The sequence below is a fragment of the Planomonospora corallina genome (assembly GCF_042650625.1).
In the GTDB taxonomy this organism is placed as follows: Bacteria; Actinomycetota; Actinomycetes; order Streptosporangiales; family Streptosporangiaceae; genus Planomonospora_B; species Planomonospora_B corallina.
In genome coordinates, this window is record NZ_JBHSBM010000005.1 from 133,414 (window position 1) to 146,614 (window position 13,201).

Annotated in this window: 8 protein-coding genes and 1 pseudogene; 4 read left to right on the plus strand and 5 right to left on the minus strand. The window is 73.9% G+C overall.

Translation table 11 applies throughout. From position 1 onward, the window contains the following. Positions 1-16: 16 nt before the first annotated feature. Positions 17-1,963, minus strand: coding sequence for an ABC1 kinase family protein (locus tag ACFOWE_RS01290; RefSeq protein ID WP_377284867.1), 1,947 nt, complete (start codon positions 1,961-1,963; stop codon positions 17-19). Between the two features lie 204 nt (positions 1,964-2,167). On the opposite strand from ACFOWE_RS01290, the gene mads6 reads away from it, so the two are divergent. Continuing rightward, complete coding sequence (mads6, locus tag ACFOWE_RS01295) at positions 2,168-3,724, plus strand: methylation-associated defense system protein kinase MAD6 (RefSeq protein WP_377284868.1); 1,557 nt, start codon at positions 2,168-2,170, stop codon at positions 3,722-3,724. A gap of 160 nt (positions 3,725-3,884) precedes the next feature. On the opposite strand, the pseudogene ACFOWE_RS01300 reads toward mads6, so the two are convergent. Beyond that, a pseudogene (locus ACFOWE_RS01300) lies at positions 3,885-4,073 on the minus strand (beta-galactosidase); the annotation flags it as partial. Between the two features lie 272 nt (positions 4,074-4,345). Here ACFOWE_RS01300 and ACFOWE_RS01305 point away from each other — a divergent pair. Further along, positions 4,346-5,347 carry a LacI family DNA-binding transcriptional regulator gene (locus ACFOWE_RS01305; protein ID WP_377284869.1) on the plus strand — a complete coding sequence of 334 codons (1,002 nt, stop codon included), beginning with the start codon at positions 4,346-4,348 and terminating at the stop codon, positions 5,345-5,347. A 151-nt stretch (positions 5,348-5,498) separates the two neighbouring features. Here ACFOWE_RS01305 and ACFOWE_RS01310 read toward each other — a convergent pair whose 3' ends face one another. From ACFOWE_RS01310 to ACFOWE_RS01320, 3 genes are all read right to left on the minus strand, one after another. Continuing rightward, positions 5,499-5,672 (minus strand): hypothetical protein, encoded by a 174-nt coding sequence (locus ACFOWE_RS01310; RefSeq protein ID WP_377284870.1) that lies wholly within the window; start codon positions 5,670-5,672, stop codon positions 5,499-5,501. Positions 5,673-5,749: 77 nt separating this feature from the next. Beyond that, on the minus strand, positions 5,750-6,688 hold the full coding sequence (locus ACFOWE_RS01315) for a diacylglycerol/lipid kinase family protein (RefSeq protein ID WP_377284871.1): 939 nt from the start codon (positions 6,686-6,688) through the stop codon (positions 5,750-5,752). A gap of 153 nt (positions 6,689-6,841) precedes the next feature. Then, positions 6,842-9,577, minus strand: coding sequence for an immune inhibitor A domain-containing protein (locus tag ACFOWE_RS01320; RefSeq protein ID WP_377284872.1), 2,736 nt, complete (start codon positions 9,575-9,577; stop codon positions 6,842-6,844). A gap of 321 nt (positions 9,578-9,898) precedes the next feature. Between ACFOWE_RS01320 and ACFOWE_RS01325 the strand changes: the two genes are divergently transcribed. Together ACFOWE_RS01325 and ACFOWE_RS01330 are read left to right on the plus strand one after the other, a co-directional pair. Next, the gene (locus ACFOWE_RS01325) at positions 9,899-11,260 is read left to right on the plus strand and encodes an FAD-binding oxidoreductase (RefSeq protein WP_377284873.1); all 1,362 of its coding nucleotides are present in this window, start codon (positions 9,899-9,901) and stop codon (positions 11,258-11,260) included. 149 nt (positions 11,261-11,409) lie between these two features. After that, the gene (locus ACFOWE_RS01330) at positions 11,410-13,191 is read left to right on the plus strand and encodes a serine/threonine protein kinase (protein ID WP_377284874.1); all 1,782 of its coding nucleotides are present in this window, start codon (positions 11,410-11,412) and stop codon (positions 13,189-13,191) included. Positions 13,192-13,201 lie beyond the last annotated feature (10 nt).

Below are 13,201 nucleotides of genomic sequence, written 5' to 3' on the forward strand. Positions count from 1 at the left end.
CGCCCGTCCTCGGGGATCAGCGGCCGGAGCTGAAGATGACCACCAGCACGCGCAGGCCCAGGATCGAGCTGACGACCAGCAGGCTGTAGCCGATGAGGTCGAGGAGACCGAGGTCCGGCATGACGGCGGGACCGCCGTCGGTGCCGAGCAGGAGCACGGCCATGATCCCCGTGGTGGCGGCCAGGACGGTGAGCAGCGCCTGGTGGAGCAGGCCGGTCAGGTGCCGCCGGTCGCGCTCGTCGGCGAACAGCCGCACGTTGACGCCGAACCGGCCGTGCTCGGCGGCGCCGGCGATCCGCTCGATCCGGCGGGGCAGGCGGCGCAGCATGGGCAGCAGGGCGATGGCCTCTCGGGTGGCCGCCTCCCGGATGCCCGCGGGCTCGCTCCGCGCGGCGAGGTGGCGGGCGGAGAAGGCGCGCGCCTCGGCGACGACGTCGAATCCGGGCGTGAGGCGGGCCAGGGTGCCCTCGACCGTCCCCAGCGCCCGGAACACCGCCGCCACCTCGGGCGGGACGGACAGCCCGTGCGCGGCGACGATCCGGAACAGGTGGCCGAACATCTGCGCGTCGGGGGCGGCGCCGGGCGCCAGGTAGCGGGCCATGAACCGGCCGAGGGCCCGCTCCAGCTCGCGCTCGTCGATCTCGTCGGGGCGCGCCACGACCTCCAGCAGGGCGTCGGCGACCCCGAGCGGGTCGCCCCGGTCCATCGCGGCCAGCAGGCGCTGCAGGGCCTCCCGCAGCGCCCCGTCGAGCCGCCCCACGGAGCCGAAGTCCAGCAGGGCCGGGCGCCCGTCGGACAGCAGCATGATGTTCCCCGGGTGCGGGTCGGCGTGGAAGACGCCGTGCACCACGATCTGGCGGAGCAGCGTCTCGAACAGGGTCCTGGCGAGCTCCTGGCGGTCCACCCCGTCCGGTACGGCGCCGCCGAGCGGCACCCCGTCCAGCCGCTCCATCACGAGCACCCGCCGGCCGGACAGCTCCGGGCGGGGGGCGGGGATGCGGACCGGCCCGCCGGCGGAGGCGGCGGCCACGGCCGCCATGTTCGCGGCCTCCACCCGGAAGTCGAGCTCCTCGCGGAGCGCCTCGGCGAACCCCCGGGACAGGTCGCCCACGCCGACCGCGCGGCCCCAGCGGGTCCGCCGCTCCAGGGACCGGGCGAGGCGGGCCACGATGTCGAGGTCCTGCTCCACCACGGCGGCGATGCCGGGCCGCTGGACCTTGACCACGACCTCCTCGCCGGTCGTGAGCCGGGCCCGGTGGACCTGCGCGATCGAGGCCGCGGCCAGGGGCTCGCGCTCGAACTCCGCGAACGTCTCCGCCACCGGCCCGCCGGTCTCGGCGACGAGCACCGGCTCGATCTCCGCCCAGGGCGCGGCGGCCACCCGGTCCTGGAGCAGCCGCAGCTCCTCGACGAACTCCGGGGGCAGCAGGTCTCCGCGGGTGGACAGGATCTGGCCGAGCTTGACGAAGGTGACGCCGGCGTCGTCGAGGGCCTCCCGGAGCGAGCGGGCCAGGCGGGCCCGGCTGCCGGGGGCGCCCAGGTCGGGGTCCCTGCCGCGCAGGTAGGGGCCGAGGCCGTGCCGTACCAGGACGCGGGTGATCGCCAGGTAGCGCCGCGAGCGGGCGAGGCGGCCGCGCAGCCCCCGCACGAGCTCCAGCGGCCCGGGCAGCGAGCCCGGCGGCACCAGCGCCTCGGCGACCACCAGGAACACCATCCCGGCCAGCAGCGCGCAGACCGCCCCGAGGAGGAGGAGCCAGAACGGGCCGAGGCCGGGGTCGTCCGGGTCCACGCCGGTGATCATCGACCGCGTCAGCGGCCCGGCGACGGCGAGCACGAGCCCGACGGCCAGGAGCGTGCGGACCGCTCCGAAGCGGAGGTCCAGCAGCCGCCGCACGACCGCCGCGACCCCCGCCACGGCCACGACCACCGTGATCGCGAAGACCGCCGTCACGAGGAAGCCCATCCGTCTCCCGTCCGAGGCCGACAGTGATCCCGGACAGAGTAGATCATCAGCCCGGGTAACGTGATGAAACGCACTCCGGCGGGGCCGCGGCCCGGCGCCCCGGGCGGAGCGGCGGTCCGGGTCGGGTGGCGCGGGTGCGGGCACTCACCTGAGGATGGGAACCTGGGTCCGTCCGGGACACGTGAGAGAGGCGGCACGCGCGACATGGCACAGATCGTCGGTGGCGGGCGCCCGGTCAACGACGCCGAGCGGCGGGTCATCGCCCACCTGCGGGACAACGCCCCCGGCGACTGGCTGCTGCTGCACAACATCGAGGTGCCGCGCGCCGGCGACTCCTTCGAGGTCGACCTGCTCGTGCTGACCGGCCACTCGCTCTGCCTCGTCGACGTCAAGGGCACCCGGGGGCGGATCGAGGTGGCCGGGACGCGGTGGTTCCCGGAGCGGCGCAGCTCGTTCGGCTCCCCGGTGAGCAAGCTGCGGGCCAACGGCCGGGCGCTCAAGGGCCTGCTGACGCGCCGCGGCCGGGAGCTGGAGCGGGTGTACGTCGACAGCGTCGTCGTGCTGACCGGGGCCGGGGCCGAGCTGGTCGACCCGGCCGGCCGCGACGTGCGCAACGTCACCGACCTGGACGGGCTCATCACGGTGCTGGGCGACCCCTCCCGGGTCCGGCGCGGCTACAGCACCGACACCGGACCGTACCGGACGGCGATCATCGAGGCGCTCAACGGCAGCGTGCGGCGCTCCACGGCGCCGCCGAGGTTCGGGAACTGGGAGGTGGAGGAGGAGCTCGGCGGCGACGCCCGGGTCACCGAGTACCGCGCGGTCAACGCGACGGTGCGCGGCGGCGAGACGGTCCTGCTCCGCGTCTACCGGGCCGACCCGCTGGCCGAGGAGGGCCCGCGGGAGGCCGAGCGGCACCTGATCACCAACGCCTACCAGGCGCTGACCAGGATCCCGCCGCACCCCTGCGTCGTCCGCTCCCGCGACTTCTTCGCCGTCGACGACGAGAGCCGCTTCGTGCTGGTCCTCGACGACGTGCACGGCCAGGCGCTCCAGCTGCACCTCGGCGCCCGGCACGCGCTCCCGGCCGCCGCGCGGCTGGACGTGGTGGAGGACATGCTGGCCGGGTTGGCCCACGTGCACGCCAACAACGTGGTCCACCGGGCGCTCAGCCCCGCCTGCGTGCTGGTCGCCGAGGGCGGGCGCGCGATGCTGACCGGTTTCGACTACGCCAAGCCGGGCCCGCGTGCGCACACGGTGGCGAACGAGCTGCCCAACGTGCTGGACACCCACTACGTCGCCCCCGAGTGCCAGGCCAGACCCGACCTGATGACGGCCTCCTCCGACGTCTACGCCGCCGGGGTCATCGCCTTCCGGTTGCTGACCGGTGCGCCGCCCCCGGCCGGTCCGGACGCCGCGCCCGCCTCGCACGCCGCCGATCCCGCGGTCATGGACCTGCTGCGCCGCATGCGCGACCACACGCCGGCCAAGCGCCCCTCCGCCGCCGAGGCCCTGGCGGAGCTGCGCGCGCTCCGCTCCGGGCGGCATCCCGCGGCGCCGGCCCGGCAGGACCCCGCGGCCTCCCCGGCGCCCGCGGCGTCCCCGGCGGTCCCCTCGGCGTTCCCGGCGCCCGTGGCGCCTCCCGCGGTTCCCCCGGCGTTCCCCGCGCCCCCGGCGCCCGCGCGCGGGGCCGCCGCCGAGCCCGCCCGGCCGGGTCTGCTCCGGCGGGTCCTGCGCCGGCTCTCCGGCGGCGGGGAGTAGGGCCACCGCCGAGCGGGCCGGGGTGAGGTGGGCGGCCCTTGCGAGGTGCGGCGGTCCCCGGCGCGGGAGGGCCGGCGGCGAAGATGCCCGAGCCGCGCACCACCCCGTCGGGGTTGACCCCGTTGACCCGGATGCCGTGCGCGCCCAGCTCGGCGGCGCAGAGGCCGGCCAGCGCGTCGGAGCTGAACCGGCGGAAGCCGAGCTGCTGGCCGGGGTCGGTGGGGCTCGGGGTGGCACGGGGCGGCGGGATCTGTGCCCAGTCGCCGTAGCGCGGGGACCAGAACGCCGTACCCCAGGCGTCGTTGAGCGCCTCCAGGAAGTCGTGCACGCCCTCGACGGGCTCCGGCATCGACCAGGAGAAGATCCCGACGCCGACCCGGGTTGCCCGAACGTTGCAGACTCACGGACCACCGGATCCCACCTCGGCGCCCTCCGGGGAAGAACGTTTCAACCACAGCCCGAGCCGAGGAGACGACCCCGCCCCCCGGCGTGCCGCCGGGCCGGCTCCAGGCCTCCGGGCCTCCGGGCCTCCGGGCCTCCGGGCCTCCGGGCACCGAGAGGATCGGCGGACCGGCGTCACCTGCTGACGGAGAGGTCGTTGGCACGTTTTAATCAGGGGCCATGACCACGGTCAGCATCAAGGAGGTCGCCGCCCGCGCGGGCGTCTCCCCCGGCACGGTCTCGCACGTGCTCAACCACCCCGGCAAGGTCGCCGCCGCCACCCGGGAGCGGGTGGAGGAGGCGATCCGCGAACTCGGCTTCGTCCGGCACGGCTCGGCCTCGACGCTGCGCGCCGGCCACAGCAGGACGCTCGGCCTGAGCGTCATCGACATCGGCAACCCGTTCTTCACCGACGTCGCGGCCGGAGCCGAGGGCATGGCCAGCGAGCGCGGCTACGCCGTGATCCTCGGCAACTCCGCGGGCTCGCGCGCCAAGGAGGAGCGCAACCTGCGGGTGCTCGCCGAGCAGCGGGTGCGAGGCCTGCTGATCACCCCGACGGACGAGGACCTCACGCGGCTGGACCGGTTGCGCGAGCGTGGGATCAGCCTGGTCCTGGTGGACCATCCCGCCCACCGCCCCGACCAGTGCTCGGTGGCGGTCGACGACGTGGCGGGCGGCCGGGCCGCCGTGGCGCACCTGCTGGCCGGCGGCGCGCGGCGCGTCGCCTACGTGACCGGGCCGCTGACGATCCGCCAGTGCCGGGAGCGCCGGCAGGGCGCGCTGGCGGCGCTGGAGGCCGCCGGGCTGGGCCCCGACCGGCTCGGGGTGGCCGAGATGACCGCGATGACGGCGCGCTCCGGGGAGAAGTCCGCCGCGGACCTGCTCGCGGAGGGCCTGCCGGACGCGATCTTCTGCGCCAACGACCTGCTCGCGCTGGGCGTGCTGCGCGCGCTGCTCCAGGCCGGGGTGCGGGTGCCCGGCGACGTGGCGCTGATGGGCTACGACGACATCGGCTTCGCCGCCGCCTCGGCCGTCTCGCTCAGCTCGATGCGGCAGCCCACCTACCAGCTCGGGCGCATCGCCACCGAACTGCTGCTCGACGAGTGCGAGAACCCCGGGACCCACGCCCACCAGCACATCATGTTCCAGCCGGAGCTCGTGGCCAGGGAGTCGACCCGCTGACGGGCGAGGCCGCCGAGGAGATCGGCTGGACCTCACGGGTGACCGCCGTCGCCTCGCACGACCGCCCGGCGGCGGGCCCACTGCAGACCCACGGCAGACCCACGGCAGACCCACGGCGGGCCCGCGGCAGGCGGGCCCTCCGGCCGGGCGGTCAGTAGCGGCCGCCGGTCGTGTGGCGGGTCCGGCCGCCGCGGAGGCGGGCCAGCAGGCCGCGGGCCCGCTGCCGGTTGCGCGGGTCGCGCGCCATCCGCTTGGCCTGCTCGATGTTCCTGCGCCCCTGCGGGCTGCTCAGGTAGCCGCGGATGCGGGATATCAGCGATGCCATGTCTCCTGGTCCTCTCCATGCGTGCCGAGGAGGTACGGCTACCCACCGCGGAGGGGTCCAATCGGCTCCGGGCCCGCTCAGGAGTCGACGAAGTCCTCGGGGACCATCACGCGCAGGCCGTTGGGGACGGTCCGGATCGTGATGGGCGTCATCAGCCGGACCTCGCCGTCGACGTCGGCGGCCATCGGCGGGTCGGTCTCCAGGTACATCTCGGTGCCGATGACGAAGGGGCCCCCGGCGAGGCTGCGCCAGCGGCCGGTGCCCGCCCGCACCAGGGTCTCCAGCAGCAGCCGGAGCCGCTTGCCCGAGCCGAGCTGGTAGGCGACCAGCAGGCCGTTGTCGATGCTGATGTCGCGGGCGACCTGCCAGCCGCCGTGGAAGCGGCCGTTGGCGATGTTGAGCTGGTGGGTGAGCAGCTCGTGGCGGCGGCCCTTGACCGTGATGAACGCGCGGAAGGGCCGGTGGCCGGGGAGGATCGTCAGCGCGGTGAGCGGGTAGGCCGCCCGGCCGAGCAGGCGCTTCAGCCACGGCCTGACGGTCCCGGCGACCTCGACCGAGACGCCGAAGCTGGCCAGGTTGGCGAACTCCCGGTCCCCGGCGATGCCCAGGTCGATGTCGGCGACCTTGCCGGTGCGCAGCACCCGGATCGCGCCGGCCAGGTCCAGCGGGAGACCGAGGCTGCGGGCGAAGTTGTTGGTGGTGCCCAGCGGCAGCACGCCGAGCGCGACGTCGCGGTGGGCGACGTGCTTGACGGCGGCGCTGAGCGTGCCGTCGCCGCCGCCGACGACGAGCAGGTCCGGGCCGGCCTCCAGCGCGGCGTCCAGGATCGCGCGCAGGTGCCGGGGGTCCTCCACGGGGAAGAGCCCCAGGATGTCGAAGCCCTGGGCGCGGAGTGTGCGGAGCACCTGCGGGTAGCGGCGGCGGCCGCGGCGGGAGCGGGTGTTGACCACCACGCAGACCCTCCGTCCGGCCCGGATGGCCTCGGTGTGCTCGGCCTTGCTGCGAAGCTCTCCCACGCTGCCCCTCTTCGATTCAGGTGCCCCCGACAAATCGTAGGGCCACGCCGTCGTCGACGGCGTGGCCCCTCACCCGCGGGACGCGGGCCGATCTGTCCGGCCGATCCCTCCGGCCGGCCTACCGGGTGGATTCATCCGGCAGGCCGGTCGGCGTCACTTCTTGGCCGGGGTCACCTCGACGAGCGCGGCCACGTTCCCCGGGAACGCGGACAGCAGCTTGAGCTGGACACCCAGCTGCTTGCCCTCGTCGCCGGGGTTGCCCGTGCCGAGGATGTGGCCGTCACCGATGTCGGTGCCGTACATCTCCGTGGCCGGGGTGCCGTCGGCGTTGACGACCCGGGTGGTGTACGGCTGGCCGTCCTTGGACGGCACGACCGCCGAGGCGTCGCGGTGGCGGTAGTACAGGCTGCCGTCGCGGACCTCCAGGCCCGGGTACCAGGTCTTGGCGTCGGTGAAGGTCTTCACCGCCGGGAGCGCCGGGAACTTGGTGCAGTACTCGGTGAACGGCTCGCCCTCGATGCACTCGGTGAACGGGTACGTCTTGCCGAGGGTGAACGCCGCGTTGGAGGACTGCGGGCGCGACGGGATGTTCTTCAGCAGCGAGGTGTCCTTCTCGGCCGCCTCGCCGGTCCGCCGGAGCGGCTCGTAGTGCGAGTCGACGACGAGGACCTCGCCCTTGGGCCCGACCGACGGGAGGTCGAAGGTGTGGGCGTCGCCGTTGTTGGCCGGGTAGGCCGCGTCGCGGTACCAGACGAGCATGCCGGGCACGTTGTACTTGATCTTCTCCACCTTCCAGGCGTTCTCGTGCGCCCAGGTGGTGTCGTAGGTGTACTCCAGGCCCTTGTCGAAGCCGTCGAGGTTGCGCCACTCGGCCAGGTAGTACTGGGCGCTCTTCAGGCTGCCGCTGTGGGTCTTCCAGCCGGCGCCGGAGGTGTCGGTGAAGGTGCCCTTGACGGCGGTCCAGCCGTTGTCGCCGCCCTCGACGTCGTCGCTCCACACGGTGGCGCCGCCGGCGGTGACGGAGAAGTCGTCGGCGAACCAGCCGGTGTCCTCGAAGGCGGCGTCGGTGGCGTAGCGCAGGCGGAGCTGGATGGTCTTGCCGGCGAACGGCGCCAGGTCCACGTAGTCGTGCCGCCAGCCGGCGGTCGCGCCGGTGAGGCCGTACTTCTTGCCGCCGAAGTCGGACAGGCGGTTGTTCGGGTCGGCGTAGTCGTCACCGGTGGAGACCAGCGTGCCGGCCTCGTCGTAGACCTTCTGCTCGGCCCAGGTGGCGCCGCCGTCGGCGGAGACCTCGACGAAGCCGTAGTCCCAGTCGGACTCGATGGCGTACTGGTTCCACATCCAGAAGCGCGGGCCGCCCTCGGCCGGGACCTGGATGGTCCGGGTCAGCTTGACGTCCGCCCAGCTCTGGTCGTTGCCGGACCACCAGAGGTTGCCGCCGCTGTGCGGGACGGCCATGGTGACGGTCTTGTCGGGCAGGTTGATGCGCACGCCGTCCGCGGTGTGCTGGGGCGTGCGGGAGGTCTGGCCGATCGCCACCCGCTGCTTGCCGGCGCCGGCCTCGAAGACCACCGGGTCCGCCCAGCCGAGCAGCCACTTGTCGTACAGGCCCATGTGGGTCGGCATCGACTGCATGAGCGGGCCGGCGTGGGAGCCGGAGGACATCAGGTCCCAGAAGTCCACGCTGGTCTCGCCGCCGCCGGAGGAGTCGTACAGGTCCGGCAGGCCCAGGTCGTGGCCGTACTCGTGCGCGAAGACGCCGACGCCGGAGTCCTCGGGCTGCACGATGTAGTTGGAGATCTTCTTGTCCGTGCCCGGGATCGTGTAGCCGCCGGGGATCGCGCTGGCGTGCGCCCAGATGGCGTAGGAGCCCTCGGCGCCGCCGCCGCCGGACTTGTCGGCGCCGGCGTGCACGAGCACGAGGTGGTCGATCACGCCGTCCGGCTCGAGGTAGTTGCCGTCGCCGTCGGCGTCGCTGACGTCCTCGACGTCGTAGTCGGCCCAGGGGAAGTCCGGCCGCTGCTGGGCCAGGACGTTGACGGCGTCCTTGCTGAGCGCGGCGGGGCCGTCCGGGTTGTCCGGGTGACCGGCCATGTCCTGCGGGATGGTGCCGCAGCGGCCGGCGCCGTACCAGGCCTCCGAGTGCGGGACCTTGATCCAGCCGACCGCCTCACCGGTGACGGTGTAGGCGCCCTTCGACATCTCCTCGTACATGTTCTTCAACGTGTAGCCGGAGATGTCGATGCCCTTCCTCCCGTCCCGGGGGTCGGTCAGGTCCGTGCGGACCCGCTGGGTGATCCCCTCCTTGGAGTAGAGCATCTTGTTGTAGTGCTCCGGGCTGAAGTCCGGAACCCACATCGTGTTGTTGTCCTTGCCCGCGCCGGAGGTGGCGGGGTTCGGGATCCGGTTGTGCAGCGGGCCGTTGAGCTTGGTGCCCGGCGGCTCGGTCACACAGTCGTTGACGTCGTCGATCGACTTGGGCCGGCTGAAGCCGGAGAAGTCGTCGTTGGCGTTCTCGTTGAACTCGATCAGCAGCGTCAGCAGCTTCGCCTGCTGGGTCTGACCGGCCTTCTTGATGGGCATGAAGTCGAAGGGGTTCTTGCCCGTCTTGACCGCCCGCGTCTCCCGCTCCGCGAGCGTCTTGGCGGCGACCGGGTTGCCCTGGTTGAACTTGCGGTCGACCTCCTGCGCGAAGGCCATCCCCGACTTCTTCGCGGTACCGCGCTCGAAGCGCTCGGCCGTGGTGGTGGTGTCACTCTGCACCAGCGGCGGCGCGTAGTTGATGTAGTAGTCGCTCGGCGACGGGGCGTACCGCGCGACCGAGTCGTCGGCCTGGGCCGACGCGGCGCTGACGGACAGTCCCGCGGCGGCGAGCCCGATGACGGGCACGATCGCGAGAAGACGCTTCCTTGCGCCTCTGCCTCTGCTGGACAACGAATACCCTCCCTGCCCGGGTTCGCCGGGCGCGGACGATCCCGGCACGCCGGTAATTGCGCACCGTGCGGGACGTTAGAGGACGAAATAAAGCAGAGGTAAACCGTCCGACTGATGTTGTCAAAACGTGATCAACTGGTTTGTTGGAGGATATATATGGACATGGGCATACGTCTCACTAGGTAATAAATATGCATAAATAGGACAATTCGGACCGGGAGGATGGAGGTCGCTCGCCGGGCCGGAACGCGCCCCGCGGGGCCGTACAGTCCCGATGTGACCGCTATCGCTGAACTCACCGCCGCACTCGGGCCCGGGCAGGTGCTCACCGACCCCGGCGTCACGGACTCCTACGCCCGGGACCGCACGTTCCTGGAGCCGGGCAGGCCGCTGGCCGTCGCGGTCGCGGAGAGCACCGCCGACGTGGTGGCCGTCATGGCGTGGGCGAGCAGGCACCGGGTGCCCGTGGTCCCCCGGGGCGCCGGGACGGGCCTGGCCGGCGGCGCGACGGCCGTGCCGGGATGCGTCGTGCTGGCGCTGCAGAAGATGACCGCGATCCGGGAGATCTCCCCCGCCGACGAGATCGCCGTGGTGGAGCCCGGCGTCATCACGGCGGACCTGGACCGGGCCGCCCGCGCCTTCGGGCTGATGTACGCCCCCGACCCCTCCTCCTACGAGATCTCCACCATCGGCGGCAACCTCGCCACCAACGCCGGCGGGCTGCGCTGCGTTAAGTACGGCGTTACCCGTGACTCGGCGCTGGGACTGGAGGTCGTGCTGGCCGACGGGCGGGTGCTGAACACCGGCAGGCGGACCGTCAAGGGCGTGACGGGCTACGACCTGACCGGGCTGTTCGTCGGCTCGGAGGGCACCCTGGGCGTGATCACCGCCGCCACCCTGCGGTTGCGCCGCGCCCCCCTGGCCCCTCCGGCGACGATCGCCGCGGAGTTCGGCTCGTTGCGGGACGCCGCGGCGGCCGTGGCCGCGATCATCGCCGCCGGCTGCCAGCCGTCGCTGCTGGAGATGCTCGACCGGGCCACCCTCAAGGCCATCGACGACTGGAAGAACATCGGCCTGGAGCCGTCCGTGCAGGCCATGCTGATCGCGCAGTCCGACGCGGCGGACGGGCAGGCGGCCGCCGAGCGGATGAGCGAGCTGTGCCGGGCCGCCGGGGCCTCGTTCGTCGCGGTCGCCGCGAGCCCTCAGGAGGCCGAGGAGCTGATCGGCGTGCGGCGCCTGGCTTACCACGCCAAGGAGCGGCTCGGCGCCTGCCTGGTGGAGGACGTGTGCGTGCCGCGTTCGGCGCTGCCGGACATGATCTCCGCGATCGAGGGGATCGCCACCCGGCACGACGTGCTGATCTGCACGGTCGCGCACGCCGGGGACGGCAACCTGCACCCGGTGTTCGTCTTCGACCGCGGCCTGCCCGAGCCGCCGCCGCAGGTCTGGGCGGCCGCCGACGAGGTCTTCCGGGAGGCCCTCAGGCTCGGCGGCACGCTCACCGGCGAGCACGGGGTCGGCCTGCTGAAGCGGCGCTGGCTGGCGCTGGAGACCGGTCCGGTCACCGAGGAGATCCACCAGGGCATCAAGCGGGTGTTCGACCCGCTCGGCATCCTCAATCCCGGCAAGGCCATCTGAAGTCCCCGCTCCCCGGCCGCACTCCCCGGCCCCGCTCCCCGCCGGGGCGCGCCACCGGGACGGGTCCCGGTGGATCATCCGCTCCGCCGCCCGCACTGGTAGCGTGCTGCCCCACCTAACCGGATTTGAGGGCTTTGACGGGGGTCATCGTGGTGCAGCCGCTCATGGCGGAGGATCCTCCGCGGCTGGGGCCGTTCGAGCTGACCGGGCGGCTCGGCGAGGGCGGCCAGGGCGTCGTGTACCTGGGGCGGGGGCCCCAGGGCGAGCAGGTCGCGGTCAAGCTCCTCCACCACGGGCTGACGGCCGACCCCGAGGCCCGCGCCCGCTTCCTGCGGGAGGTCTCGGTCGCCCAGCGGGTGGCCCGCTTCTGCACCGCGCCGGTGCTCCACGCCGACCTGGCGGGCAGCCGGCCGTACATCGTCAGCGAGTACGTGCCGGGACCCTCCCTGCGGCAGCTCGTCGACGCCGAGGGCCCGCGCCGCGGCGGCGCGCTGGAGCGCCTGGCCGTCAGCACCGCCACCGCGCTCTCGGCGATCCACCGCGCGGGCGTCCTGCACCGGGACTTCAAGCCCGCCAACGTGCTGATGGGGCCCGAGGGCCCGGTCGTGATCGACTTCGGCATCGCCCGGGCCCTGGACTCCCCCGGCATGACCGCCACCGGGACGGCCATGGGGACGCCCTCCTACCTGGCGCCCGAGCAGCTCGGCGGCGGTGAGGTCACCCCGGCCGCCGACGTGTTCGCCTGGGGCGTGACCATGGTCTTCGCCGCCACCGGCACGCCCGCCTTCGGCCAGGACTCCATCCCGGTGGTGATGAACCGGGTCCTGACCGCCGAGCCCGACCTGGGGCCGATGGACCCCGGTCCGCTGCGCGACCTGGTGGCCGCCTGCCTGTCCAAGGACCCGGCGGCGCGGCCGAGCGCCGAGGAGCTCGTCCGGCACCTGACGGAGGGCACCGCCCCCGCGCCGCGGACCCCCCGGCCCCCGCACGCCGCCCCGGCGCCCCGGATCCCGCACCCCGTCCCCGCCGGGCGAGGCCCGGTCCGCCCGGCGCGGCGCCCGGTCGGCCTGCTGCTGGCCGGGGTCGCGACCGTGGCCGCACTCGGCGTGGCCACCGGGACCGTGGTCGTCCTGCAGGACGGCGAAACGGCCGCATCGACGCGGGCGGCCGGGCCGTCGGCCTCGTCCGCGCAAGGGCAGGAGCCCGCCGCCGGTCCCGGCACGAGGCCCGCCGGCGGCGAGCCGCCCGCCTCCGGTGAGCCGCCCGCCGCCGACGGGCCGGACGCCTCCGGGGGCGCGCAGCCCACCCCGGCGAGGACGCGGCGGGCGTCCTCGTCCGAGCCGCGGGTCCCCTCCGGGAACCCGGCGGACGCCGGGCGGGACACCTCCCGCTCCCGCCCGGCGGAGGACAGGACGCCGCGTCCCACCCGCAAGGCGGCCTCCGCTCCCCGCGACGGGTTCCTGGAGCCCGAAACGGGATCGCCGCGGCCGTCGCCGGGCGCCGGGAGGTCCTCCGCGCCCGCCACCGCCGCACCCCGGTCCGGCTCGGAGCCCACCGTCCGGACGAGCTCGAAGCCGACGCCCAAGCCGACCCCCCGGCCGACGCTGAACCCCTACACCGCGGCCCAGGCGTGCGGCCCGGGCTTCAAGCAGATCGGCTCCCACGCGCTGGGCTCCCGCGCGATGATCCACCTGTTCTACAACGCCACCAGCAAGCAGAACTGCGTCGTCACCCGGTCCCGGTACTACCACCCCGGCAAGGTCAGGATGAACGCGATCCTCCAGGTGAAGGGCGGCGCGTCGGCGAGCGACCCCGGCAGCTTCACCTCCTACGCGGGCCCGGTGAAGCTGTCCGCCGCCAAGAAGTGCGTGATCTGGGGCGGCTCGTACGGTTCGCTCTCCTGGAAGAGCGGCTGGAGCCACTGCGGCTGACCGCGGCCGG

Bases quoted from the DNA above. Each gene is read 5' to 3' on its own strand.
- mads6 (WP_377284868.1), top strand. From the start codon at position 2,168: ATGGCACAGATCGTCGGTGGCGGGCGCCCGGTCAACGACGCCGAGCGG.
- ACFOWE_RS01305 (WP_377284869.1), top strand. From the start codon at position 4,346: ATGACCACGGTCAGCATCAAGGAGGTCGCCGCCCGCGCGGGCGTCTCC.
- ACFOWE_RS01290 (WP_377284867.1), bottom strand. From the start codon at position 1,963: ATGGGCTTCCTCGTGACGGCGGTCTTCGCGATCACGGTGGTCGTGGCC.
- ACFOWE_RS01310 (WP_377284870.1), bottom strand. From the start codon at position 5,672: ATGGCATCGCTGATATCCCGCATCCGCGGCTACCTGAGCAGCCCGCAG.